Annotated in this window: 21 protein-coding genes; 12 read left to right on the forward strand and 9 right to left on the reverse strand. The window is 67.8% G+C overall.

The features are described 5' to 3' along the window. Positions 1-30 precede the first annotated feature (30 nt). The 4 genes from A5750_RS20505 (at position 31) to pth (ending at position 3,737) form a co-directional block, all read left to right on the forward strand. On the forward strand, positions 31-1,266 hold the full coding sequence (locus A5750_RS20505) for a cytochrome P450 (RefSeq protein ID WP_067265536.1): 1,236 nt from the start codon (positions 31-33) through the stop codon (positions 1,264-1,266). A gap of 25 nt (positions 1,267-1,291) precedes the next feature. Then, positions 1,292-2,173, forward strand: a complete 882-nt coding sequence (locus A5750_RS20510; protein ID WP_067265347.1) for an oxidoreductase — start codon at positions 1,292-1,294, stop codon at positions 2,171-2,173. Positions 2,174-2,489: 316 nt separating this feature from the next. Further along, positions 2,490-3,149, forward strand: coding sequence for a 50S ribosomal protein L25/general stress protein Ctc (locus A5750_RS20515; RefSeq protein WP_066957348.1), 660 nt, complete (start codon positions 2,490-2,492; stop codon positions 3,147-3,149). A 12-nt stretch (positions 3,150-3,161) separates the two neighbouring features. After that, the gene (gene pth, locus A5750_RS20520) at positions 3,162-3,737 is read left to right on the forward strand and encodes an aminoacyl-tRNA hydrolase (protein ID WP_066957350.1); all 576 of its coding nucleotides are present in this window, start codon (positions 3,162-3,164) and stop codon (positions 3,735-3,737) included. A gap of 10 nt (positions 3,738-3,747) precedes the next feature. Here the strand turns inward: pth and A5750_RS20525 are convergent, their stop codons facing one another. From A5750_RS20525 to A5750_RS20545, 5 genes are all read right to left on the reverse strand, one after another. After that, on the reverse strand, positions 3,748-5,382 hold the full coding sequence (locus tag A5750_RS20525) for a fatty acyl-AMP ligase (RefSeq protein ID WP_067265540.1): 1,635 nt from the start codon (positions 5,380-5,382) through the stop codon (positions 3,748-3,750). Between the two features lie 325 nt (positions 5,383-5,707). Then, positions 5,708-6,664, reverse strand: coding sequence for a 4-(cytidine 5'-diphospho)-2-C-methyl-D-erythritol kinase (locus A5750_RS20530; protein WP_066957352.1), 957 nt, complete (start codon positions 6,662-6,664; stop codon positions 5,708-5,710). A gap of 61 nt (positions 6,665-6,725) precedes the next feature. Next, the gene (gene rsmA, locus A5750_RS20535; RefSeq protein WP_067265351.1) at positions 6,726-7,676 is read right to left on the reverse strand and encodes a 16S rRNA (adenine(1518)-N(6)/adenine(1519)-N(6))-dimethyltransferase RsmA; all 951 of its coding nucleotides are present in this window, start codon (positions 7,674-7,676) and stop codon (positions 6,726-6,728) included. Continuing rightward, positions 7,640-8,767, reverse strand: a complete 1,128-nt coding sequence (locus A5750_RS20540) for a resuscitation-promoting factor (RefSeq protein WP_197505484.1) — start codon at positions 8,765-8,767, stop codon at positions 7,640-7,642. Before A5750_RS20540 ends, rsmA begins: the two co-directional genes overlap by 37 nt. Before the next feature lie 167 nt (positions 8,768-8,934). Next, positions 8,935-9,786, reverse strand: coding sequence for a TatD family hydrolase (locus A5750_RS20545; RefSeq protein WP_066957357.1), 852 nt, complete (start codon positions 9,784-9,786; stop codon positions 8,935-8,937). A 19-nt stretch (positions 9,787-9,805) separates the two neighbouring features. On the opposite strand from A5750_RS20545, the gene metG reads away from it, so the two are divergent. The 3 genes from metG (at position 9,806) to A5750_RS20560 (ending at position 12,568) form a co-directional block, all read left to right on the forward strand. Further along, complete coding sequence (gene metG, locus A5750_RS20550) at positions 9,806-11,347, forward strand: methionine--tRNA ligase (protein WP_067265357.1); 1,542 nt, start codon at positions 9,806-9,808, stop codon at positions 11,345-11,347. A gap of 95 nt (positions 11,348-11,442) precedes the next feature. Then, complete coding sequence (locus A5750_RS20555; RefSeq protein ID WP_067265360.1) at positions 11,443-12,033, forward strand: TetR/AcrR family transcriptional regulator; 591 nt, start codon at positions 11,443-11,445, stop codon at positions 12,031-12,033. A 172-nt stretch (positions 12,034-12,205) separates the two neighbouring features. After that, positions 12,206-12,568 (forward strand): PAS domain S-box protein, encoded by a 363-nt coding sequence (locus A5750_RS20560; protein WP_067265364.1) that lies wholly within the window; start codon positions 12,206-12,208, stop codon positions 12,566-12,568. 4 nt (positions 12,569-12,572) lie between these two features. On the opposite strand, the gene A5750_RS20565 is transcribed toward A5750_RS20560, so the two are convergent. From A5750_RS20565 to A5750_RS20580, 4 genes are all read right to left on the reverse strand, one after another. Continuing rightward, positions 12,573-13,628, reverse strand: coding sequence for a polysaccharide deacetylase family protein (locus A5750_RS20565; protein ID WP_067265543.1), 1,056 nt, complete (start codon positions 13,626-13,628; stop codon positions 12,573-12,575). A 22-nt stretch (positions 13,629-13,650) separates the two neighbouring features. Further along, positions 13,651-15,648, reverse strand: coding sequence for a hypothetical protein (locus A5750_RS20570; protein ID WP_067265367.1), 1,998 nt, complete (start codon positions 15,646-15,648; stop codon positions 13,651-13,653). A gap of 105 nt (positions 15,649-15,753) precedes the next feature. Then, positions 15,754-16,455: a TetR/AcrR family transcriptional regulator gene (locus tag A5750_RS20575; protein WP_066957368.1), complete on the reverse strand. Its 702-nt coding sequence runs from the start codon at positions 16,453-16,455 to the stop codon at positions 15,754-15,756. Between the two features lie 120 nt (positions 16,456-16,575). Continuing rightward, on the reverse strand, positions 16,576-17,253 hold the full coding sequence (locus tag A5750_RS20580; protein WP_066957370.1) for a TetR/AcrR family transcriptional regulator: 678 nt from the start codon (positions 17,251-17,253) through the stop codon (positions 16,576-16,578). Positions 17,254-17,960: 707 nt separating this feature from the next. Between A5750_RS20580 and A5750_RS20585 the strand changes: the two genes are divergently transcribed. Genes A5750_RS20585 through A5750_RS20605 form a run of 5 tightly spaced genes read left to right on the forward strand, consistent with a single transcriptional unit; the run spans position 17,961 to position 24,754 of the window. Continuing rightward, entirely contained in the window at positions 17,961-19,172 is a 1,212-nt protein-coding gene (locus A5750_RS20585) for a PPE family protein (protein ID WP_067265370.1), read from the forward strand. Between the two features lie 46 nt (positions 19,173-19,218). After that, positions 19,219-19,791: a dTDP-4-dehydrorhamnose 3,5-epimerase family protein gene (locus A5750_RS20590; protein ID WP_066957783.1), complete on the forward strand. Its 573-nt coding sequence runs from the start codon at positions 19,219-19,221 to the stop codon at positions 19,789-19,791. Continuing rightward, positions 19,776-21,362, forward strand: coding sequence for a sugar transferase (locus A5750_RS20595; RefSeq protein WP_067265547.1), 1,587 nt, complete (start codon positions 19,776-19,778; stop codon positions 21,360-21,362). The genes A5750_RS20590 and A5750_RS20595 overlap by 16 nt, the downstream gene beginning before the upstream one ends. Before the next feature lie 6 nt (positions 21,363-21,368). Next, the gene (locus A5750_RS20600; protein WP_067265373.1) at positions 21,369-22,832 is read left to right on the forward strand and encodes an oligosaccharide flippase family protein; all 1,464 of its coding nucleotides are present in this window, start codon (positions 21,369-21,371) and stop codon (positions 22,830-22,832) included. After that, on the forward strand, positions 22,829-24,754 hold the full coding sequence (locus A5750_RS20605; protein WP_067265376.1) for a glycosyltransferase: 1,926 nt from the start codon (positions 22,829-22,831) through the stop codon (positions 24,752-24,754). The genes A5750_RS20600 and A5750_RS20605 overlap by 4 nt, the downstream gene beginning before the upstream one ends. The last annotated feature ends 10 nt before the right edge of the window (positions 24,755-24,764 follow it).

The following is a 24,764-nucleotide window of genomic DNA, read 5'->3' on the forward strand; positions in this document are numbered from 1 at the left end:
GTCGACTCAACGCCGACCGAGGAGACCGTGATGACCACCGTCCAAACCAGCGAGTGCCCGAGCGTGTTCGACGCCGGGGTGCCCTTCTTTTGCTATGACCACCTCACCGATCCCGACGAGGCGCACCGCGCCATTGCCGCCGCCCGCGAGCAGTCCCCGATCGCCATGGGGCCGCGGGGGCCGGAGGTGCTGAGCTACGAACTGGTCCACCAGGTGCTGCGGGACCCCCGCTTCGTCACCGCCCACGGCCTTGGACTCGACCTGCAAGGCGTCACCTCCGGCCCGTTGTGGGACAGGGCGACCGCCAACATCCTCGGACTCGACGGTGCCCAGCACCACCGGCTCCGCCGGCTGGTATCCAAGGCGTTCGCGCCGCGTGGTGCCGAGCGGCTGCGTTCGCTGATCGTCGAGGTGATCAACGGCTTGGTCGATCCGCTGACGGAGGTCGGGCACTGCGACGTCGTCTCCGACATCTCCCGCCGCTACCCCACCCCGATCATCTGCGCCCTGCTCGGCGCGCCGCCCGAGGACTGGCAGATGTTCTCCGACTGGACCGACGACATCAAGAAACTGTTCGACTGGAACGTCGCCGAGGACGGCCCGGCGATCCTGGCCGCCTGGGACCAGCTCGACGCCTACCTCGAAGACCTGGTCGCCCGCCGGCGCGCAAAACTGACCGACGACCTCGTCTCCGACCTCATTCGCGCCGAGGACGACGGCGATCGGCTCACCCACGACGAGCTACTCATGCTGTGCGGCACGCTGCTGGGAGCCGGCACCGACACCACGCGCAACCAGCTCGCCGCGGCGGTGCAGGCGCTCTGCGCGCACCCCGACCAATGGGCGTTGCTCGCCCGGAATCCCGAGCTGGCGGCCAACGCGGTCCACGAGCTGATGCGTTACTGGCCAATCATTTTCGGCACCATCCGCCGGGCCGCCGAAGACGTCGACCTGGCCGGGATTCGCATCCCCGCGGGCACGCTCGTGCTGGCCAACACCGCCGCGGCCAACCGCGACCGGAGTGTCTACGAGCTCCCGGACCACCTCGACATCACCCGCGAGGGCGCCGCACCCATGCTCACCTTCGGCGGGGGCGTGCACTACTGCCTCGGCGCTCACCTGGCGCGCTTGGAACTGACGGAGGCGCTTCGCGTCATCACCCAGCGCATGCCCCATCCCCGCGCGGCCGCCCCCGCGCAGTGGAGGGCCATCACCGGCATCACCGGGCCCAGCACGGTGCCGCTGGAGTTCGACACCGGGCACTGAGGGAGTCCTATTAGGCTCGTCAGCCATGACCAACTGGACCGCCGCAGACCTGCCGTCGTTCGCCGGGCGCACCGTGATCGTCACGGGAGCCAACAGCGGGCTTGGCGCGGTGACGGCCCGCGAGCTGGCGCGACGGGGCGCCACGCTCGTCATGGCGGTCCGCGACGTTCGCAAGGGCGAGAAGGCCGCGCTGCAAATCCGGGGTTCGCACACCGGCCCGGTCGAGGTGCGCCCACTCGACCTGCAGAATCTGTCGTCGGTGCGGGATTTCGCCGCGGGTGTCGACAAGGTCGACGTGCTGATCAACAACGCGGGCATCATGGCCGCGCCGTACGCCCGGACCGTCGACGGGTTCGAGAGCCAGATCGGCACCAATCACCTCGGTCACTTCGCGCTGACGAACCTGCTGCTGCCCAAGCTCGCCGACCGGGTGGTCACGGTGTCGTCGATGGCGCACTGGGCGGGGCGGATCAGCCTCGACGACCTGAACTGGGAGCGGCGGCGATACTCGCCCTGGCTGGCCTACAGCCAGTCCAAGCTCGCGAACCTGCTGTTCACCAGCGAGCTGCAGCGACGCCTGGGTGCGGCCGGTGCCACGCTGCGGGCGCTGGCGGCCCACCCCGGTTACTCGCACACCAACCTGCAGGGCGCCTCCGGCCGCAAGCTGGGCGACGCGCTGATGTCGGCCGTCACCCGCGTGGTGGCCACCGATGCCGACTTCGGCGCCCGGCAGACGCTGTACGCGGCGTCGCAGGACCTGCCGGGCGACACATTCGTCGGCCCGCGGTTCGGCCAGACCGGCCGCAGCCAACCGGTCCGGCGGAGCCGTCGGGCGCAGGACCCGGCGATGGCGGTGGCGCTGTGGGAGCTGTCCGAGCAGCTCACCGGCACCAAATTTCCGCTCTGAGCCCCACCAACCACACTGGTCCCTTAGGTCGGACGGCCGACGAGTTGCCCGCCTCACAGCGACAGTCCCCGCGTCACGAAGGCTGTCGCTCGGAGGCGGGCAACTCGGGCATCGCCCGGGCCAGGTAATGGAGTGACGGATGTGACACACACCGCCGGGACCAAATTTCCGCTCTGAGGTGCGCATGCGCTAACCTGACCGGGCGTCACGGCGAGGGTGGCTGGCCAGCCAGCACCGTTATCGACGGAGACCGACGAACTGTCGCGAACCTCGCCGTGCCCCCACACTCAGGCATTGAGCACACAGGAGCGACACGATGGCCAAGTCCGCAGGCAACCAACTCACCGCCACGGTGCGAACCGAGACCGGCAAGGGCGCGTCCCGCCGGGCCCGCCGCGACGGCAAGATTCCCGCCGTCCTCTACGGCCACGGCGCCGCCCCGCAGCACCTGGAGCTGCCCGGACACGACTTCGCGGCCGTGCTGCGCCACGCGGGCACCAACGCCGTGCTGACCCTGGACATCGACGGCAAGGAACAGCTGGCGCTGACCAAAGCGCTCGACATCCACCCGATCCGCCGGAGCATCCAGCACGCCGACCTGCTGGTCGTGCGCCGCGGCGAGAAGGTCGTCGTCGAGGTCCGGGTGGTCATCGAGGGCGACGCCGTCCCCGGCACCCTGGTCACCCAGGACACCAACACCATCGAGATCGAGGCCGACGCCATGTCGATTCCCGAGCAGTTGACGGTGTCCGTCGAGGACGTCGAACCCGGCACCCAGATCACCGCCGGGCAGATCACCCTGCCGAAGGGCGTCAACCTGATCTCCGACCCGGAGATGCTGGTGGTGAACGTCGTTACCGCGCCGACCGCCGAGGACCTCGAGGAAGAGGGCGCGGGCGAGGTCGCCGAGGCCGAAGCGGCCCCCGCGGAAGAGGAAGCCGCCGAGGCCGAGGCCCCCGCGGACGAGTCCGAGTAGGCGGACCGCAACGTGGCCGAGCCCTTGCTGGTGGTCGGCCTGGGCAATCCCGGAGAAAACTACGCCCGCACCCGGCACAACCTCGGGTTCATGGTCGCCGACCTGCTCGCCGACCGGCTCGGCTCAAAGTTCAAGGTGCACAAGCGTTCCGGCGCCGAAGTAGTCAGCGGCCGGCTGGCCGGACGCTCGGTGCTGGTGGCCAAGCCGCGCTGCTACATGAACGAGTCCGGCCGCCAGGTCGGGCCGTTGGCGAAGTTCTACTCGGTGACGCCGGCCGACCTCGTCGTCGTCCACGACGACCTCGACCTCGACTTCGGCCGCATCCGACTCAAGATCGGCGGCGGCGAGGGCGGCCACAACGGGCTGCGCTCGGTGGCGTCCGCGCTGGGCACCAAGGAGTTTCAGCGGGTCCGCATCGGGATCGGCCGACCGCCGGGACGCAAAGATCCGGCGGCGTTCGTGTTGGAGAACTTCACCGCCGCCGAGCGCGGCGAGGTCCCCACCATTTGCGAGCAGGCCGCGGACGCCACCGAGTTGCTTGTCGAGCTGGGCCTCGAGCCGGCGCAGAACCGGGTCCACGCCTGGTAAACGGCGCGGCCTAGGTGACCAAGGTGGCGGAGTGCGACCGGCGCAGCTTGCCCGACGGTGTCTTCGGGATGGTGCCCGGCCCGAGCACCACGACGTTGCGCGGGCGCATGTCGACCTCGGCCACCACCTCGCGGGCGACCTGGTGCTCGATGCGGCGCACCTCGGCGGGGTCCTGCCAGGTGTTGGACTCGACGGCGACGGCGAAGGTCTCGCGTGAGTGGCCGGCGTCCAGGCGCACCGCGACGGCGCAGCCGGGCCGCACCCCCTCGACGCGGCAGGCGGCCCGCTCGATGTCGGTGGGGTAGATGTTGCGGCCCGCCATGATGATGACGTCCTTGACGCGGCCGCACACCACGACGTGGCCGTCCTCGGTCATGTAGCCGAGGTCTCCGGTGTCATACCAGCCGTTCTCGTCCTGCGCCGGGATGAAACCGCCCATGGTCAGGTAGCCGGGCGTCAGCGACTCCCCGCGCAGCTCGATGACGCCGACGCCGCGCGGCGGCATCACGTCGCCGTTCTCGTCGATGATGCGCGCCTCGAGGTCCCGCAGGAGCGGGCCCAGCGTCGCGAGCCTGCGGGTGTTGCCCTTGGTGGCGGGCACGGCGCGGCGCAGTGCGGCCAGCAGGTCGGCGTCGACCTCGTCCACGACCAGACCGGCGTTGCACTCCGAGAACGACACGGCCAGCGTCGTCTCGGCCATGCCGTAGGCCGGCAAGATCGCCGACGGCTGCAGGCCGAACGGCTTGCCGGCGTCGAGCAGGTCCTCCACGTCGGCGGGTTCGACGGGCTCGGCACCCGACAGCGCGAAACGCAGGGTGGACAGGTCGAAATCGCCGGGCTTGGCGTTGCGACGTAACCGCTTGGCCAACAACGCGTAGGCGAAGTTGGGCGCCGCGGTCATGGTGCCCTTGTACTTGTCGATCAGCTTGGCCCACAGCAGCGTGTCGCGCAGGAAGTCCATCGGCGTGACCTTGACCAGCTCCGCGCCGAAGTACATCGGGATGGTCAGGAAGCCGACCATGCCCATGTCGTGGAAGCAGGGCAGCCAGCTGACCATGACGTCCCTGTCGACGTCGTACTCGGCGCCGATGAACATCGCCTCGGCGTTGGAGTAGATGTTGCGGTGGGTGATCTGGACGGCTTTGGGGGATCCGGTGGAGCCGCTCGTCAGCTGCATGAGCGCGAGGTCGTCCTCGCCGACCTCGACGGGGTCGATCGGCTCCGACGCCAGCAGGTCGGCGACGGTGAGTACCTTGATCCCCTTCTCCTCCAGCACGGGGATGGCCACCAGGAACGGCTCGGAGACGATGACGGCCTTGGCCTCGATCATGCCGATGACGTTCATGGTGTCTTCGGCCCACACGCCGAGGTCGGTCCGCGGCGTGGGCTGGTGCAGCATCGTCAGGCTGGCCCCACGCATCCAGAGGCCCTGCGCCGTCGGGGCGATCTCCACCGGGAAGCCGGCAAGGACACCGACCGCGTCGCCCAGCCCGATGCCGGCGGCGGCCAGGCCGCCCGCGATGCGACTGGCGCGTTCGTGGACCTCGCCCCAGGTGTGCCGGACCGGTTCGTGCGGTTCACCGGTGACCATGCCCGTCGTCGCGTTGCGGGCATTGCGGTACATCTTCTCGGTAAACCTGCTCACGCAAACCTCCTCGGTTCCGGCGCTTGGCCCAACGCCCGGGATTTCATATTCCGCCCACTGGGTAACGCTTCGGAACAGGCGCGCAAACACAGTCGGGCAGCGGTTAGGTCTCGAATCGGCGATGAGTCGGCCACCTGCCGTTCGGCCGGCCGATGAGCGCGAAGCGGGCCCGAAAACCGCCGGTGGGCCCGAAGCATCAGTCGCCCGCCGGAGACCCCGGCGGACGACGATAATGAGTGGTCTTGCTCAGCGCGACTCGTCACCGCGCATATCTTAAACTCCTCTTAGGGAACAGCCCAAACGAATGCAAGTTTTGGGTTGCTTTTCACACTTCGGTGGGCGTCGGCACCACACGCGCACCCACGACCGGCCCACTGGCGACCCGTACCGTGCGACAGACGCCCGCCCCGGACACCTGGGCGCCCACGTCGACCGCCGAGGCGGCCGACCGGCACAGGAAGGCGCATGTCGGGCCCGAGCCGGACACGATGCCCGCCAGCGCACCGGCCTCGACTCCGGCGCGCAGGGTCCGGCGGAGCTTCGGATTCAGGCTCACTGCGGCCGCCTGCATCTCGTTGCCCAGCAGTGACGCCAGCTGTTCCGGGTCGCCCGCGGCCAAGGCAGCCAGCACCGGGCCCGGGCCGGCAAGCCGCGGCGGGTCCCCCGCTTCCCGGAGCCGGTCCAGCTCGACGAACACCGCCGGGGTCAGCAGCTCGCCGTCGGCGAAGGCCAACACCCAGTGGAAGGTGTTGCGCGACAACACGGTCGCCAACTCCTCGCCGCGGCCGGTGCCCAGCGCGGTGCCGCCATGCAGCGCGAAGGGCACGTCGCTGCCCAGCCGTGCGGCGAGCATGCGCAGGTCGCGCCGGGGCACGTTGAGCTCCCACAACGAGTTCATCGCGACCAGCACCGCGGCGGCATCGGCGCTGCCACCGGCCATCCCGCCGGCCACCGGGATGGATTTGTCGATCATGATCGAGACGTCGGGCGCCCGGCCAACGTGTTCGGCCATCAGTTCGGCGGCCTGCCAGGCGAGGTTGCGTTCGTCGGTGGGCAGTGTGTCGGCGCCCTCGCCGACGAGCTCGAGCGACAGCACGTCGGCGTTGCGGACCGTCACCTCGTCGAGCAGGGAGATGGCCTGGAAAACGGTGGTGAGCTCGTGATAGCCATCTTCGCGACGGTCGCCGACCGCCAGATAGAGGTTGACCTTTCCGGGCACCCGAACGGTGACCGACCCGGTGGGCACCCACTGGGCGGCGGTATTGCCGTCAGATGCGGACACCGCAGCAGACTATCGCTGCCGCCGGTCAACTACACGCAGCGGCGCCCCGAAGAAACCACAGTCAGCTCCGGGAAGGCTGCTGTTCGGCCGCGGGCGGCCCGGCGGTGGCGGTGTCGGCCGGGTCGGCCGATCGCCGCAACAGCCGCACGAAGTCCTCGATGGACAGGGTCTCGCCGCGACGGGCCGGGTCGATGCTGGCGGCCAACAGCCGGTTCGCCGACTCGTTGCCCGAGCCGGCCCACTCCGCGAACGCGTTGCGAGTCGTCTTGCGCCGCTGCGCGAACGCGATGTCCACCAGCTGGAATACCTGACGCCGGAAGGCTTCGTCGGTGGGCCACCTCGGGGTGGCGTGGCGGTCGATGCGAACCAGCCCGGAATAGACGCGCGGAATCGGCCAGAAGACCGTCGGCGACACCATGCCGCACCGCCGAACCGCGCCGAAGAAGCGGACCTTGACGCTTGGCACGCCGTATTCCTTGCCGCCCGGTTCGGCGGCCAGCCGTTCGGCCACCTCCGCCTGCACCATGACGGTCAGGGTCTGAATGGACGGGAATTCCGCGAGCAGATGCAAGATCGCGGGCACCGCGACGTTGTAAGGCAGGTTGGCGACGAGGGCGTTGGGCTGGGCGGCCAACTCGTCTTTCCGGAGGGTCAGGACGTCGCGGTTGAGCACGGTGAGCCGGTCGATTTCGCTGCGCGAATGCTCGGCGACGGTTTGCGGCAGCCGATCGGCCAGCACCGGGTCGATCTCGACGGCGGTGACGATGGCGCCGCGGTCGAGCAGGGCCAGCGTGAGTGAGCCCAGTCCGGGGCCCACCTCGAGGACGTGGTCGGAACGGCCTATCCCGGAAGTCGAGACGATCCGGCGGACCGTGTTGGCGTCGTGAACGAAGTTTTGCCCGAGGGATTTCCGTGGCCGAAGGTCAAGTTCTTTGGCAAGCCGCCTGATCTCGGTGCGACCGAGCAGCCGGATGGTCAGTTGGCACCAGCTCTTCCGCTGCACACCGGCCACGCGCCCCAACCCTGGCGTGCTCGGGTCACCTCGGCAATGGCGATCTGTTCTTCGCGGGTGGCCAAGTCGGCGCGCGACGCGAACCGCAGCCCACCGTTGCGCTCCCAGGTGCCCTGGTCGAACTGGACACCGCCGTAGTAGCCGTTGCCGGTGTTGATCGCCCAGTTCCCGCCGGCCTCGCAGCCCGCGATCGCGTCCCAGATGGAGCCGTTGGTGACCGCTGGCACATCGGTGCCGGGCCGGGTGCCCACCCGCACCACGGCGTCACGGGCCGGGGTGATCACCGTGTTGGCGATCGGCAACCGGCCGGTCTCGACCCCGTTGACCGTGGCCACCGCGAACGTGACGTCCTGGGTGCCCGGGGCGCCCGGGTCTTCGACCACCTGGCGGCTCATGTTCATGTCCGGGTCCTCGACCCGACGGGCATTCGGCGGCAACGGCATCCGCTCGGTTACCCGTTGGATCCGATTACGGGTCACCTGGATTTCCATGCCGTCGACGATGGGCGACGCCGCGTTGGGCACCGCCTGATCCCCCTCGAGCAGCGGCGCGCCGGCGGCGCTGAGCAGCCCCCCGACGTTCGGCGCCGGCAGGTGGACCGTGCGGGTCGCGCCGCCGTCGTTGATGCGGACCGTCTTCGCACTGACGACGGGCAGCGCCATCCCGGCGAGCGGGACCCGGCTGCCACGGGAGGCCGCGGCGGGGGCGGTGTCGGTCATGGCGAGTTGGGCCAGCGCCTCGTCGACGGTCGACGCCGTCGTCCACACCTGCTTGGTGTCGTGGCCGTCCAGCGAGATCTGCAGCGGCCGGCTGCGCCGGAGCACGATGTTGGCGGCGTCGTGCACCTTGACGTCTCCGGCGGGGTACAGGTCGTCGCGCTCGTCGACGGCGAAGCCGTTCTCCTGGACGATGTCGATCACCCGCGACTTCATTGTCGTGACCCGCATCGCGATCCCGTCGACGGTCAGCGTCACGGTCTTAGCCGCGGAGACCGCGTACCCACCGGCGAATGCCAGAACTACCAGCAGTCCTCCGACAACGAGCCGCAACATCGGAGATGGGGTCTGATGAAGTTTTGTTAATACAGTCAACGCGCGTCTATCCCGACCACAGCAAGCAACTCCAACGACCTAATCAGCACCAAGCGACAAATAAGGGCCCGTAGGCCCCACCCTTTCGATCACAAGACGGTAACGAACCGGCCAATGTTGAGCAACTCCGGCGCGAGTTTGTTTACGGAATCGCCAAGTTCGGCGTGTTAACCGTGAGCCAGTCCGTAGACCCGCCGAGCGTTGTTCGTGGTGGCCTGTGCCAGCTCTTCGGCTGGACGACCGACCAGTTCTGCGACCGCTCGCACAGTATAAGGAAGGCAATACGGCTCGTTCGGCGCCCCGCGGTAGGGGTGCGGCGTCAAGTACGGCGCATCGGTTTCCACCAGCAGCTGCTCCAGCGGTATCAACGGAACGGCTTCCCGCAGGTCGCGGGCGTTGCGGAAGCTCGCCGTCCCGGACAGGCTGAGCAACCATCCGGCGTCCACGCAGCGGCGGGCCATCGCGGCATCCGACGAGAAGCAGTGGAAGATCACGGCGTCGGGGGCGCCCTCGGCCGCCAGCACGTCCAGCACCTCGGCGTCGGCGTCCCGGTTGTGGATCATCAGGGGTTTCCCGCAGCGCTTGGCCAGGTCGATATGCCATGCGAAGGCTTCCCGCTGCGTCTCCGGGGCCGCGCAACCGTCCAGCCGCCCGGGCCAAAACAGGTCCAGGCCGGTCTCGCCGACGGCTACCACCCTGGGATGCGCCACCAGTCGCTCGATCTCGGCGCGTGCGCCCTCGTCCAGCGCGTCGGCGCGGGTCGGGTGCAGCGCCACCGCGGCATACACCCGCGGATCCCATTCGGCGGCCCGCGTCACCCACCGCGCCGAGTCCAGGTCGTCGGCGATGGTGACCACCGCCCCCACCCCGACCGCCGCGGCGCGGTCCACGATGGCGCGCACGTCCGCCGCGTCCTGCGCACCGCAGGCGTCGAGGTGGGTGTGGGCGTCGACCAGGGGCGCCAGCGGCTCCGGCGCGGGCGGGGCTTCTCGTTCTCGTCGGTTGGAGCTCACGCGCACACAATAAGGTGGACTCTCGATGAAGCCCTTCTACGTCACGACCGCGATCACCTACCCCAACGGCGATCCGCACGTCGGGCATGCCTACGAGTACATCGCCACCGACGCCATCGCCCGGTTCAAGCGACTCGACGGCTTCGATGTACGTTTCCTGACCGGCACCGACGAGCACGGCCTCAAAATGGTCGAGACGGCGGCCGCCGAGGGCATACCGACCGCCGAGCTCGCGCGGCGCAACTCCGACGCGTTCCAACGGCTTCAGGAGAAGCTGAACATCTCCTTCGACCGGTTCATCCGGACCACCGACCCCGACCATCACGAAGCGTCCAAGGCGATCTGGCGCCGGATGGAGGCGGCGGGCGACATCTATTTGGACAGCTACTCCGGCTGGTACTCGGTGCGCGACGAGCGTTTCTTCGTCGAATCCGAGACCGCCCTGGTCGATGGGACCCGTGTCGCCGTCGAGACCGGCACGCCGGTGACCTGGACCGAGGAGCAGACCTACTTCTTCCGGTTGTCGGCGTATGGCGACAAACTGTTGGCCCACTATGACGCCAACCCGGATTTCATCGCGCCCGAGGTACGGCGCAACGAAGTGGTCAGCTTCGTCTCCGGCGGCCTGCGCGACCTGTCGATCTCGCGCACCTCATTCGACTGGGGCGTGAAGGTCCCCGATCATCCCGACCACGTCATGTATGTCTGGGTCGACGCGCTGACCAATTACCTGACCGGGGTGGGCTACCCCGACACCGAGTCGGATTTGTTTCGGCGCTACTGGCCCGCCGATCTGCACATGATCGGCAAGGACATCATCCGGTTCCACACCGTCTACTGGCCCGCGTTTCTGATGTCGGCCGGGATCGATTTGCCGCGAAGGGTTTTCGCGCACGGGTTCCTGCTCAACCGTGGCGAGAAGATGAGCAAGTCGGTGGGCAATATCGTTGACCCCGTTGCCCTGATCGATACCTTCGGCGTGGACCAGCTCCGCTACTTCCTGTTGCGGGAGGTCCCGTTCGGCCAGGATGGCAGCTACAGCGAAGACGCGATCATCACCCGGATCAACACCGATCTGGCCAACGAGCTGGGCAACCTGGCCCAACGTTCGCTGTCCATGGTGGCCAAGAACCTCGACGGAATGGTGCCGGTCCCCGGCGAATTCACTGCCGACGACACTGAACTGCTCGACATCGCCGACGGCCTGCTCGAACGGGTTCGCGCCGAATTCGACAGCCAGGCAATGCATCTGGCGCTGGAGGCGATCTGGCTGATGCTGGGCGCGGCCAACAGATATTTCTCGGCTCAGCAGCCGTGGGTGCTGCGCAAGAGCGAGTCGGAAGCGGACCAGAAGCGATTCGCGACAGTGCTTTACACCACGTGCGAAGCGGTTCGCATCGCGGCGCTGTTGATCCAGCCGGTGATGCCCGGCTCGGGGGGCAAGCTCCTCGATCTGCTCGGCCAACCGTCCGAGCGGCGCACCTTCGACGCCATCGGTACCCGGCTGGCCCCCGGCACCGCACTGCCGGCGCCCACCGGCGTCTTTCCGCGCTACCAAGTCGACTAGCCGCCCCGCCGCCGGCGGCTGACAGCGACACCGACTTCCACTCGCGTTTGCGCCAATAGCAACGCTAGCGCTCATATCGGCGCTAGCATGGACGTATGGCTATCGAAGACCGCCGGGCACGCGAACGGGCCGCCCGCCGTCGGCTGATCACCGCCACGGCGCGCAAGCTGGCCGAACAGGAAGGTTGGGACGCCGTCACCACCCGCCGGCTGTCCGCCGAGATCGAATACAGCCAACCGGTGCTCTACAAACACTTCTCTGGCATGGAAGACATCGCGGCGTCGGTCGCCGTCGAGGGATTCGGTGAACTGGCGGACGCGCTCCGCACCGCCCGCCGGGGCGCCACCGACGGCCGGGACGCCCTGGCGCGAGTCGCGCACGCGTTCATCGGCTTCGCCCGTGACAATCCCGCACTCTTCGACGCGATGTTCACCCGTACGACGACGCTGCAGTTCGCCGCCGCGGACACCCCTGCCGAGCTGACCGCGGCCTTCGCGGAACTGCGGGCGGCGGTCGACATGATCGCGGGCACACGGGACCCCGACACGCTGACCGAGGTGGTGTGGGCCGCGCTGCACGGCCTGGTAACCCTCGACCGCAGCGGCCGGTTGCGCCCGGACCAGCACGCCGGCCGCGTCGACATGCTGATCAGCGGATTCTGCGACGCCGGCACACCGGCGAGGTGAGGCGGTCACGCCTGCTCTGGACGCCGTCGCAGGTTCCGGATCGAGTGGCCAAACGGGACGGCCCGCCACGTTCGGCGCGCTCATCTGGGCGAAGACCTCGTGTATAGCCTATGTTATGCGCCATAATCGGCCGGTGGAGCGACGACGTAATCGGCAACATGGGGATTCGCCGATGACGACCTTGAAGCAGCTGCCGGCACTTGTTGTGCTCGAGCGGATCCCGATTCCCGTGCTGGCCATCGAACATGACGGCGCCATCCTGTTTTCCAACGCCGCGTTCGCCGAGATGATGGGCTACGAGCCCGAGGAGGTCTTGTCCCTCCGGTTCCATCAGATCTTCCATCAGGCGCCGGCCTCGGATTCGTTGTTATCGGTCGTTCACTCCCTGGCGAACATGGTCGTCGAACTGGCGCACAAGGACGGCTCGGTCGTGCGGGCCCTGATGAGCAAGTCGGCAGCGATGCGAGCCGACGACCAATTCGTCCTCGCGGCTTTCCAGGATCTGACCGAGCAGCTGTGGCAGGAAGACCGCTAGCCCTTCAGCGGCCGGTCGCGGCGGCCGTGCCGCGCCGTCCCCGGTAGCGGCCCGGCAGGCCGCCGGAGACCATCAGCCGGAAGTGGCCGAACGACGCGTCGCTGGCCACCGCCAGCCGCGGCAACGCCAGCGGGTCGCACTGGCGATCCGCCAAGCCCGCCGTGGTGGACAACGCCCAGCGGATGCCGCGACGGCGCAGCACATCCCTGGCCCGGTTGTCGAAGTCCTGCGGTCGACCGTTGGGGTAAGCGAAAACCTTCGCCGCACAACCGGTCTCGCGTTCGAGCGCCGCGCAGGAAGCAGCGATCTCACGCTCGACCTTGTCGTCGTCGCAGCGGGCCAGGATCGGGTGGGTCACCGAGTGCGGATGCAACGTCACCAGGCCGTCGCCGACCATAGCCCGCGCTTCGTCCCAGGTGAGCATCCGGAAAGGACCACCGTCGCCGTCGTCGCGGTACCCCAGTGCGCCGAGAATCCCGTCCAGGGCGGCGATGCGGTCCGCGTCGGCCAAGTCTTTCAATCTCTCAACCGCGGCGGCGTAGGCCTTCCCGCGGTTCGCGCTTCCGTCCAGCGAACAAACACCGCGTCCTAACGCGGCAAGGTCGATCTCGCTCGCGGCGGTGCGGGCGATCGCGAGCCAAAGCCGGTCAGGCCATAAGGTTCCGCCGCTGTCCAGCGGGCCGGTCGCCACGAACACCGCCGCGGGCAGTCCCAGCTCGCGCAGCACCGGGACCGCGTGCGTGGCGAGGTTGCGGGTGCCGTCGTCGAACGTGATCGCCAGCGCGCGCGGCGGCAACGTTCCCTCGGCAAGCCGATCGAGCGCCTCCTCCAGCGGAAGAACGTTGAAATGCTTACGGATGTAATCCAATTGACGGCGGTAAAGCCTCGAGTCGAGCACGTGCCGGCAGACCGGTGAAAGCGGTTCGTCTTCCACCCCGTGGAACATCACGATGGCGACCGCATCGCGGTGCCGCCGCCGCGCGAACGCCGGCACGCCGGCGGCGCAGAGCAGTCCGGCCGCCACGTTCTTGACGGCCGGGCGCGTCGCCAAGCCTTTCACCCGTACCATCAGGCGCCAAACTTCAGCGGCGCCGCCATGATTCGCGCCGGGTACGCCACACGATCACGCCTGCGCCGACGATGGCTACGGCGATCCAGCCTGCGCCGAACCACCACAACCAGCCGAGATCGGAGTGGCTCTGCGAGCCCGCGGCCGGGCTGGCCATGGGCGAGTGTTCGACGGTCACCGGGTCCTGGCCCCCCGGTGCGGACACCACCGCGACGCCTTTGAGTCGTTGCCAGCGCTTGTTATCGGCGTTGAGCCACCGCAGCAGCTCGTCGAGCTGCCCCGGCGCGCCGTTCGACGTCGCCACCAACAGAGACCTGCCCCGGTCGAAAATCGTTTGGAGAGAGGCGAACCGAAGATTCGGGTCCAGGGCGAGCTTGGCGGGCTTCCCGTCCGATTGGACGGCGTTGACGGTGATCGGCCCGCTGGGCCCCGCGGACACCGGCAGCACAACATTGGAGTGGTTCCACCCGTCGGCGGAAATCAATATCGCGGGATCCGACGAGTCGATCGCCTGCTGCACACTCGTGGCCGTGGTGTAGATCGGCACAGAGCTTATTCGCTGTAGACCCACCACGAGATTGATCGCCCGCACGGTGTCGATCAACGAGTGCGGCTCGATGCCCACCTGCACCCGGGGCATCAACGACTGCGGCACCGACTGAAAGCCGTCCGGCACCGGCGGTGCGGCGGGACTGCTCTGTATCGTGCTGTCGCCGTTGATGTTCAGCGTGAGGAGCTGATTGCCGGGACCGGCAGTGTAGAAGTCACCGCAATGTCCGACGTTGGCCGCGACGTCGAGAACGAGGTCAAGGCTGGTGTACCGCTGCAGCAGTCGGTCCGGCACGTCGACCCAGCGGTCGATGGTGCCATGGCCGTCGGTCGGCCAGTGGTCGATGGTCTCCGGGCCGACCGCCACGGCAATCTGGCCGGCGACATTGCCCGGTGTCGGGGTGTAGGAGCCCTGGAGATGGACGCGCAGGTCGTGCACGGATCTGCCGAACCTGGTCTGGTCCAGTCCGATTGACAGCCGCGGTTGTAGCGATGTGGCGTTGACGACGGGCTGCCCCAATTCGCGCAGCGCGACGCTGTCGCCGGGCCGCTGCAGGCTGGGCTTCAGTTGTTCCACCGCCGCCTTGGAAGACAGGGCCAGCTGCGACACGTCGTTGAACAGCACGGCAGTGTTCGATTCGTCGGACTGGCCGAGCGGGCCCGACATCAATAGCCACGGCACACCGGCGGCGCCCTGCAGGGAAAGCCCGTTGTCGGGGCCCTCTTTGACGACGATCTGACGTTCCAGCGCCTGCGGCGGCGTCGGCGGCGCCGCCTGCCCTTCGGGCAACGGCGTCACGGATATCTCGGGAGTCTGCCTGCCGTAGTGACTGGCCACGGAGGCGGCCAGTTGGATGGCGGTGTCGGATTCGTTAGCGGACGGCGATTGTGGCAGGAAGATGGACAGCTTCCGCAGCACCGGGGGCAGGAAATGGGCCACCGTGGTGGGCGGCAGTTCGACCCCGGTGTAGGTGATCGACCCGTTGGTCAGGCGCAGCGGGCTCTCCGGGTACAAGCAATACCCGTCGAGCGGCACCAGGTAGGAACGCAGTGTCACCGTCAGCCAGTTGTCGTTGACTTCCGCTCCGGCCAGCGGAATGACGAGCGGCGCCTGATCGGCGGAGGGCAGATTCAGTCGCGCGATGGTGCGCTCGCCCTGCGTCACGGTGATCAATCCCGACCGCAAGTTGATCGGAAGCTCGACGGTGGTGTTCACCGCTGTCGGTGTCAGCCCGTGCAGCACGGGCACGGTCAGCTGCTGGCTGCTCGTCAGGCCCCAGAACTCCAGGGTGGGCGCGGACCCAATGTCGGTCAGCGACAGGGTCGGCGAGTCGGCCGCCGTCGCCGGGTCGCCGGGCGCACCCCACGATGCCGGGGCGCTGATCACCAAAAACCCAGCCACAGCGGCCAGCGCAACCGCTTTGCCCAGACGTCTCGGGTACATCACCGAAACAGTATGCATCGTTGGGTGCGCGTCAAGCCCCACTTACCGGATCACCGTCTAGAGGACCGCGAAAGAGGGTGTGGCACATCCGGCCCGACCTTCGGCACGCGGAGCACCAGCCGATCAGGCCTCCGTGGAGGCGTCGGTGCGGGCGGCGACGGCCGGGGCGTGGCGCATCATTTCGCGACCAAGGAATTGCCGGAAATAAGGGAGCGACGCTTCCGTGACGGTGCCGGGCAGCAGGAGTTCCAAGATCTGGCGCAGGCGCCCGGCGATGTCGACACCGACGCCCCTGTTCGTGTCATGGCGCGCTATCGCATTGGATACCAACCGCGTTCCGAACATCGCCCCGACGAGGAACTCGGAGAGCACTTCGGGGTCGACATCCTGGCGAAGGTCTCCTTCGCTGATCGCTCTCCTGGCCTCCTCGGCGATCTTCGCAGCCAGGTCGGCATAGAAGCCCGCGGCGGCCTCGTTCAATCCGCTTAAGGCAGAGGCCAATTGCTCGGCGGTGCGAACCATCTTGTCCGAATTCAGCACTTCGACGATGGTGAAGGCGCCGTGCAACATGTTCTCCAGCCCCGGCGACGACGGCCCACATACGTTCCGGAAAGCGGTGAGAAGAGCTGCGGAGCCCTCCTTGAGGATGTCCGACGCCAGCGATTCCTTCGAATCAAAGTGGTGATACAGGGCGCCCTTGGTCATCCCTGTCCGCTCGATGATCGCCCCCCAACCGGCGGCCGCATATCCGACTTCGCCGAACACCTCGATCGCGGCATCGAGAATCTTGCGACGAGTGGCTTCGGATCGGACCTGGCGCGGCATCGTGTTGCTCCTCCAGATCCGCGATGGGTGCGAGGACGTCGTCACCGTGGTCTCACATCGACCGCCAAGACGTCCAAGGTTAGCAGCCGCGAGCGTGCCGTCCGGCCGGCCTCGCTGCGGTTACGGCGAATCTTCCTCGGTCGAGCTGGCGTTGACGGCGAGCGCCGCACGCCGCCTTAGGAATTGGCGGAAGTAATCAGTTCGGTCCGGTTGCAGGATGCCGCCCAGGATGAGCATCCAGCATTTCTCCAGGTCGAGCAGGAATCTTTCCGGTTCGTCCAGATTGCTGGTCTTCCGAAGCCCCATATGCAGGGACACCATCAGGCGGCCGACGTCGTGGGGATCGCAGCTGTCGCCGATGTCGCCCTCGTCGATGGCCTGCTGGACGACCCCCGACAGGGCTTCCACCCATCCGCTTAGCAACGTGTCCTGCAGGCCCTCCGGCTGCCCGACCGACTCGATCAAATTCAGGCCGGCCCTGACCAGATCCGTCTTGATGTCTTGAACGGCGATCAGGTACGAGAAGTCGATGAGGGTTTCCAGGCCCGAAAGCCCCCTCGTCAACAGGTCTTCCACCGCTACGGTGGCCGCGGCGATCTGCTTGTCGATGAGCTCCACCGCCAGGGCGTGTTTCGACTTGAAGTGGAAATACATCGCGCCTTTGGTCAGCTGAGCCTCGGCCAGGATGTCGTCGAGACCGACGTCGTGATACGGCCGGCGCGCGAACTGATGCGAGGCGGCCCGCAGGATCTGTCGCCGCGTCGCGTCGGCGCGTCCATCGGTCGAGTGGGTCGTCATCGGGATGCCAGCTCAGTTCTCGTCGACCGCGAAGACGCGGCCCTCATGTGAAGGCGGGAACCCGGCAGGAATGCCGGGGCCTCCCACGTCGGCCGGGCAACGCGAGCGTCCTCGTCGGGGGTTGCGACCCTGACCTGGTCGATCGCCATCAGGTTGATGAGCAGGGCATACACCTCGGTTCTTCGGCGGTCTGAAGCAAACCGACCGGCCACCCCCGGGCAGTACTTGGGCCGCTTCTGAGGTTAGCAGCCGCAAGCGCCCGCCTTGACGGTCCCGTAAATACCTGTAGTGCGGATCACAGCACCTTTACAAACTATTAGTATGCTTTATACGCTATTATTAGTTTGTCAGTTTGTAGCCTGGAACGCCCCAAACCCACGGTTCAGGCAGTTGAGCAGCCAATACGCCCGGTCCCGGGCCACCTGCAGGTTGTGAGGAGAACTAGATGCCGGTCGTGACCACGAGGCCACGTGCGCGGGCAGCGGCAACAGGTGGACCACCAGGTAAAGGACTAAGTGCCTTCGCCGCCGTAGGCGAAATACTCTTCGCTAGCGGTATGGTCCTATTCCATACTTTGAGTATGTTTAGTTGCGGATTGCCGGTGCTGCAGTACGGTGCGCCCACCGCCGAGGCCGGTCTTCCTCCGTCCGGAGTCAGCGGGGCTTCGCGCGCGGCGAGCGGGCCCGCCGATAAGGGCAGGGCCTGAAGTGATCGATTTCGGCGCGTTTCCCCCGGAGTTCAACTCCGCGCGGATGTATGCCGGTCCCGGTCCCGTCTCGCTGGTGGCCGCCGCGGTGGCCTGGGACGGTCTGGCCGCCGAATTGCATTCCGCGGCAAGCTGTTACCGGTCGGTGATCGCGGGATTGACGACCGGGCGCTGGATGGGGCCCTCGTCGTTGACCATGGCGTCCGCCTTCGCTCCCTACATGGCGTGGACCGCCGGCGCGGCCGCGCGGGCCGCCGAGGCGGCCGGTCAGGCCAGGCTCGCTATCGAAATCTACGAAGCCGCCTTCACGATGACCGTTCCTCCCCCTGCCGTCACCGCTAACCGGGTCCAGCTCGCGACGCTGATCGCCACCAACTTCTTCGGCCAGAATTCCGCGGCAATCGCGGCCACCGAGGCCGAATACGGCGAGATGTGGGCGCAGGACGCCGCGGCCATGTACGCCTACGCCGCGGGTTCGGCTGCCGCGTGCGAGGTCACCCCGTTCAGCCCGCCGCCCGACGTCACCAGCCCGGCGGGGCTGGCCGGCCAGAGCAGCGCCCTCGCCCAGGCCGAAACGTTGACGGCAACCCACACGTCGCTCTCGAACGTGGTGTCCTCGGTGCCCAACGCCCTGCACGGGCTTTCGTCGCCGCTGATCGCCAGCACCCTCAGCGACGCCGGTGCCGGCACCGCGAGCACCGTGACCAACTCGGCCAGTTCGTCGCTGATGTCGAGCCTCGTATCCAGCCTCCCCAGCTCCATTCCCACCTACTTCATGGCCGCAGCGACCCCGCTGTACGGGATGTCCTCCATCCTCGGCATGGCCCAGACCGGGCAGGGTCTGGCGAACGGCGCGATGGCTGCCGCCAACGCCGCGGGCGCTGCCGCCTCGGGGGCCGCGAGCGCGGCCGCGGGTGCGGCGAGCGCGGGCGCGGGGGCGCTCGGCTCGCTCGGATCCGGCGTGATCGGCAGCCTGGGCAGCGCGGCCTCGCTGGGCCCGCTGGCGGTGCCGGCCAGTTGGACCAGCATCATCCCGGCGGCGCACAGTGCCGCTTCCGCTTTGCCGACCATCAGTCTCGCCGGTGCCAATACCCCGCCCAGCATCATGGGGTCGCTGCCGCGTCTGGCCGCCGCGTCGGGCAAGAACCTTGGGCCCCGGTATGGAGTCATCCCGACCGTGATGACACGCCCGCCGTCCGGTGGATACGCATAGGCCAGCACATGAACCGACCAAGCACTCGTTACGGAAGGAGCGGTGAGTGAAGTACACGCCCACCCAGATCGCCGGCGTGACGATCATCGACCTCGAACCGCAACGTGACCACCGCGGCTTCTCCTCCCGTTCCTTCTGCGCCGACGAATTCGCCAGCCGCGGGCTGACTTTCGACGTCACCCAGACGAATATCTTCTTCAACTACACCCGTGGCACCGTGCGGGGTCTGCACCACCGAGTGCCGCCGTACGCCCAAACCCAACTGGTCCGCTGCACCCGCGGCGCGATCGCCGCCGTTGCGGTAGACATCCGCCCCGGGTCGCAGACCTACGGCGACCACGTGATGGTCGAGTTGAGCGCCGACAACTACCGGACGCTGTTCCTGCCGCCGTTTGTCGCGCACGGCTTCCAAACCCTCATCGACGACACCGAGGTCAGCTACCACGTCAGCGGTGAGCGGGCGCCGTCCGACGAGCAGGGATTCCACTGGAACGACCCGGAATTCGGGATTGTGTGGCCGCTGCCGGTCACGGTCATTTCCGAGCGAGACGCCAGTTGGCCATCGCGAACGCCGACCTTCACGCCAATCGAGAGGGCAGCGTCATGTCTAAGCCGTTGATGACCCGGGAATTGGTGGACGTCGTGCCCGCGGAACCGGGGCCGCACAAGCGGAGACCCGCCGGCATGATGCCGTTGGCTCGCCCCCAAACCAGCGCTTTACCGGTCACCGCCGCTTCGGCGCCCTCCCCCGCGGGGAATGCCGTCCGGCGCTGGCAGCACCAGTATTCGCAGCATCTGCGCATCAGTGACACCGTGATCGTGTGCGTGTCGGTGTTGCTCGCGCAGTACGTCCGATTCGGCGAAATCGCCAACACCTCGGGTTATTCGGACGTCGTGATGACGATGTTGTCATTGCTGTTCGCGGCGCTGTGGCTGTCATCGCTGGCGGTATTCCAAACGCGCTCACCGCGAGTCATCGGTGCCGGCATCGACGAGTACCGGCGGATCGGCAGCGCGTCATTCTGGACGTTCGGAATCATCGCGATGGTGACCTTGCTCGCCAAGGTCGACCTGGCCCGCGGTTATCTCGCCATCGCGCTTCCCGTCGGAACCATGGGCTTGCTGGGGAGTCGCAGCCTGTGGCGCAAGCACATCCGCCAGATGCGCGTGGACGGCCAATGCCAGACGACGGTCCTGGCGATCGGGGACCGCCAGGCGGTTTCCCACCTTGCCCACGAACTGACGCGCAACCCGCTGGACGGCTACGTCGTAGTCGGTGTCTGCATTCCCGGCTATGGGAGACCGCGGGGCAATACCCTCACCCTCGGCGGCCGCGTGGTGCCGATTCTCGGTGACGTCACCGACGCGGTGGCCGCGATCCGGCACTGCGGCGCGGACACCGTGGCGGTCACCCAGACGGATCACTTTGGGATGCATGGGATCCGGGAGCTGATGTGGCAGTTGGAGACGATGGACGTCGATGTCGTGGTGTCGCCCGGGGTGATGGACGTGGCGGAGACGCGGTTGACCCTTCGGCCCACCGCCGGTATGCCGTTGCTGCATGTCGAGAAGCCGCAATACGAGGGGACGCAACGCTTTCAGAAGCAGGTCTTCGATTTCCTCTTCTCGCTGGCGGCCCTCATCGGGACGGCGCCCATTCTCATCGCGGCGGCTATCGCCGTCAAGCTCACCAGCAAGGGTCCGGTGTTCTACCAATCCGAACGGATCGGCATCGACGGCAAGCCGTTCAGAATGCTCAAGTTCCGGACCATGATCGACGGTGCTGACACACAGATCGAGCACCTCTTGGCGCTGAACGAAGGCGCCGGCGGCATGCTGTTCAAGATGCGCCAGGATCCGCGGGTCACTCCAGTCGGCAGGATTCTGCGCAGGTTCAGCATCGACGAGCTGCCGCAGTTCATCAACGTGCTCAAAGGCGAGATGAGCGTCGTCGGCCCACGCCCACCGTTGCGGCGCGAAGTCGAGAACTACGACGGTGACGTCAAGCGGCGGCTGCTGGTGAAGCCGGGCGTCAGCGGGTTGTGGCAAGTGAGCGGCCGATCCGACCTGTCCTGGGAAGAGTCGGTGCGGTTGGACCTGTCCTATGTCGACAACTGGTCGATGTCGGGTGATCTCATGATCATCGCCAAGACGATTAAGGCCGTTCTCACCAGTCACGGCGCATACTAGGGAGTCATGACTGAGCCGACGACCCCTGGTGCGGTCGTCCCATCGGTGCCGCTCTCGCGGATGGCTCACGCGTTCTCGATTCAACTGATCTGCCGGGCACTGGGGATGCTGGCCTCGGTGGTCTCGGTGGCGATGACGGCGCGCTATCTAGGTCCCGGCCGCTACGGCCAACTCTCCATCGCGGTGCTCTTCATCGCCGTGTGGACCAGCATGGCCGATCTCGGTATCGCGACCGTGATCGTGCGCCGCGTGACCTCCGGCCAGGGTGACCTCGAGCGTCTGGTGCGCGTCAACAGCGGCATGGCCCTGATCTATTGTGTTCCGCTGGCGTTGTTGGCGGCCGGGTCGGGCTTGCTCATCTATCACGACGCCGACATCCGAGTGATGCTCGTCGTGCTGTCCGGGGCGCTGCTGATGCAGACCATGACGACACGGTTCGAGCCGGTGTTCTTGGCCACCGTCCGGTTCTCCGCGGTGGCCATCTCCGACGTCGCCGGGCGCCTGGCCGCGCTGGCCATGGTCGCCTGCTTGGTCGCGGCGCGGGCGGACGTCATCTGGTTCGCTGTCGCGCAACTGATTCCGCCCGCCCTGCAATTGGTGATCCAGGGCACCGCGGCGATGCGGCACATTTCGGTGCGCCCGGTCTTCGCGCCGCGAGAGGCCGCGGATCTGTTGCGGGAAAGCCTGCCGTTGATGGGGTTTCTGGTCGTCGGCCTGCTGTACTGCCGCGCCGACGGGGTAATCCTGTCCCTGCTGAGCACCCACTCCGAGGTCGGCGTGTACGGGCTGGCCTTCACGATCGCGTTCAACACCATCGTGGTGTCGCTGGTCTTCTTGAAGTCGACGCTGTCGACGGCCACCGAGCTGTTCGCGCGTGACGTCGCCGCGTTCGCCGCCTTCCTGCGTCGCAGCGTGGAGCTGATGTACTTCGTGGCGGTCCCCGTCGCGGTTGTCGGCGCGCTGTTGGCCGGACCGCTGATCGGACTGTTCGGCGACAAGGCTTTCGTCGCCCGCGGGACGCCGACGCTGGCGTTGCTGTTCGTCGCGGCGGCCCTGCGATTCGTCAGCGGCACGCTGGGCCAGGGTTTGGTCGCCAGCCACCACCAGCGGGTCTTGCTCTGGCTGACGGTCGCCACCCTCGTGCTCAACGTCGCGCTCAACGTCGCGCTCGCCGGGCGGTTCGGCGCCGTCGGCCCCGGCATCGCGCTGGTGTGCACGGAGTTCTTCAACCTGGTGGTCAGCAGCTGGTGGCTGCACCGGCACTGCGGTTTCCGTACGCCCGTGATGTTCTTGCTGCGAGTGCTGATACCGACGGGAGCCAGCGTCGCGGCGGCGCTGTTGCTCCGGGGTCACCACGTGGTTCTCGTCCTCGCGGTCGCCGCCGTTGTCTACCTGGCCACCAGCGCGGCGGCCGGCCCGCTGCGCTGGTCGGACCTGGCCTCCTTGCGCCGAAATCAGCTGGCGGCATGAAGCCCGAATTGGACCGACAATATCTGAAGAGTCCGGTCGGCGACGCGGCCGCGCTGCCGCCCATCCGGTCGATCGCCGTGCTGATCGTGGCCGGTTGCGGCCACCATGCGCTCGAGAGGTGCCTCGCCGCCGTCGCCGAGCAGCTGCCCGGGTCGCCGGTCTATGTCTACGAGCCCGGCGACTGTAAGGAACTGACGGCCCGACACCCGCGCGTTCACTGGGTGTCGGGCGCGGCGAAAGTTGGCTTCGCCGAGGCCTTCAACACCCTGGTGGAGCGCGCCCCGAGCGACGCGGATCTGCTGCTGCTCGACGCCAGAGTCCGCCTGCTGGGACCGTTGACCCGCACCCGCGAATTGCTGCGCCAGCCTCGGGTGGCCGCGGTTTCACCGATGGCGCGCGACGACACCGCACCGGGCTGGAGGCCGTGGGACATCGCAACGCGGCGCCGAACCCTGGCTCGCGAGCTGGCCGCGGGCAGGCGGCGCGGCTCACCGATTTCATGCCGCTATGCCCGCCAACCGGCCGAATCACAAGGCGTGGACGGGGAATTAGGTGCCATCTGCCTGGCGATCAACCGCGCGGCGTGGAACACCGTCGGCGGCTTCGACGAAGAGTTTCTCGCGGCCGCAGCGGCGGCGGACTGGCAGGCCCGGGCCCGCGCGGCGGGCTGGCGGATGCTGCTGGCCGACGAGATCGGCGTCGACCGTGCCGGTGTCGGCGACGACGCGGGCACCGCCGCCGAGCGCCGCCGCGAGCGAGATCTGGCGCGAGCCGATACCGCGCTGCTGCTCGAGCATCAGCGCAGCGTGCACCACGCCGACGCGTATCTGGCCGGTACCACCCTGCTGCGGTCGCGGCGGACCATTCACCGCGGCCGCCGCAAGGACCTGCCCGCGATTTTGATCACCACCAACCGCCTGGTCTACGGCGGTGCCGAAAGACAAAAGGCTCTGCTGGCAACGGAGTTGGATCGCCGGGGCTATTCGGTCACGATCGTCTGCGTGCAACGGTTCGGCCCAATGATCTCCGAGATTCCGGACACCGTGCGCGTGGTGCGCCAGCCGTGGTGGGCGCCCGCCGTCGATATCCCTGAAGGCCCGGCGGTGCTGATCACCGCCGACACCAACACGGAGGCGGGATTCGCCTCACTGTGGCGTGCGGGCGCTCGCGGCCGGCGGTGGTTGGTGGCTCCGCATGTCCCTCCCGAGCAGGACCGGCCCATCTACTCGCGGCCGCTGACCGCCGCCATGCGCCGCGCCGACGGTTTAATCGTGTTGGCCCAACGGCATTGGGACATGCTGGTCGCCCAGCATCGGTTAGGGGGACGGCGCTTCGTTGCGCCCAACGGCGTCGCCCTCGCCGGTGACCCGGCGCCCCGGGTCCGCACGGCCGGTGAGCCGCTGCACTTGGTCATGCTCTCGCGCATCGTCGAGCACAAGAACCCGCACCTGCTGATCGATGCGCTTGGCGAGCTGCCCGATTTGCCTTGGCGGCTCTCGGTTTTCGGTGACGGCCCGGATCGCGAGAGGTTGGAGGCGCTTACCCCGGCCGGCTTGCGCGATCGGGTGCAGTGGCAGGGATGGTCCGCCGGGCCAGGGCCCGCGCTGGCGGATGCGGACCTGCTGTGCGTCCCGAGCCGGTCAGAGGCGTTTCCGCTGGTGATTCTAGAGGCGATGGCCCGGGCGGTTCCCGTTGCGGCGTCGGCGATTTGCGCCGTGCCGGAAATGCTCGATTTCGGCAGGGCGGGATTCCTGGTCGAGCCCGTGTCGGTGGCGGGATGGCGGAACAGCCTCGCCCGAATCCTGGCGGACCCGGACGCATTGCCATCGGTCGGGCGACGGGGCTTCGAACGGATGCGCAAGCACTACACGGTCGAGGCGATGACCGACGCCTACCTCGACGCGATCAATGCGGTGCTGTGAATGCGTGCTG

Origin of the sequence: Mycobacterium sp. 852002-51613_SCH5001154 (genome assembly GCF_001667425.1) — a bacterium.
In the GTDB taxonomy this organism is placed as follows: domain Bacteria; phylum Actinomycetota; class Actinomycetes; order Mycobacteriales; family Mycobacteriaceae; genus Mycobacterium.

What these genes read in the sequence shown, in the direction of transcription:
- A5750_RS20570 (WP_067265367.1), bottom strand. Translation starts at nt 15,648, where the DNA reads ATGCATACTGTTTCGGTGATGTACCCGAGACGTCTGGGCAAAGCGGTT.
- A5750_RS20605 (WP_067265376.1), top strand. Translation starts at nt 22,829, where the DNA reads ATGAAGCCCGAATTGGACCGACAATATCTGAAGAGTCCGGTCGGCGAC.
- A5750_RS20560 (WP_067265364.1), top strand. Translation starts at nt 12,206, where the DNA reads ATGACGACCTTGAAGCAGCTGCCGGCACTTGTTGTGCTCGAGCGGATC.
- A5750_RS20600 (WP_067265373.1), top strand. Translation starts at nt 21,369, where the DNA reads ATGACTGAGCCGACGACCCCTGGTGCGGTCGTCCCATCGGTGCCGCTC.
- metG (WP_067265357.1), top strand. Translation starts at nt 9,806, where the DNA reads ATGAAGCCCTTCTACGTCACGACCGCGATCACCTACCCCAACGGCGAT.
- A5750_RS20505 (WP_067265536.1), top strand. Translation starts at nt 31, where the DNA reads ATGACCACCGTCCAAACCAGCGAGTGCCCGAGCGTGTTCGACGCCGGG.
- A5750_RS20580 (WP_066957370.1), bottom strand. Translation starts at nt 17,253, where the DNA reads ATGACGACCCACTCGACCGATGGACGCGCCGACGCGACGCGGCGACAG.
- A5750_RS20575 (WP_066957368.1), bottom strand. Translation starts at nt 16,455, where the DNA reads ATGCCGCGCCAGGTCCGATCCGAAGCCACTCGTCGCAAGATTCTCGAT.
- A5750_RS20510 (WP_067265347.1), top strand. Translation starts at nt 1,292, where the DNA reads ATGACCAACTGGACCGCCGCAGACCTGCCGTCGTTCGCCGGGCGCACC.
- A5750_RS20515 (WP_066957348.1), top strand. Translation starts at nt 2,490, where the DNA reads ATGGCCAAGTCCGCAGGCAACCAACTCACCGCCACGGTGCGAACCGAG.
- A5750_RS20595 (WP_067265547.1), top strand. Translation starts at nt 19,776, where the DNA reads ATGTCTAAGCCGTTGATGACCCGGGAATTGGTGGACGTCGTGCCCGCG.
- A5750_RS20555 (WP_067265360.1), top strand. Translation starts at nt 11,443, where the DNA reads ATGGCTATCGAAGACCGCCGGGCACGCGAACGGGCCGCCCGCCGTCGG.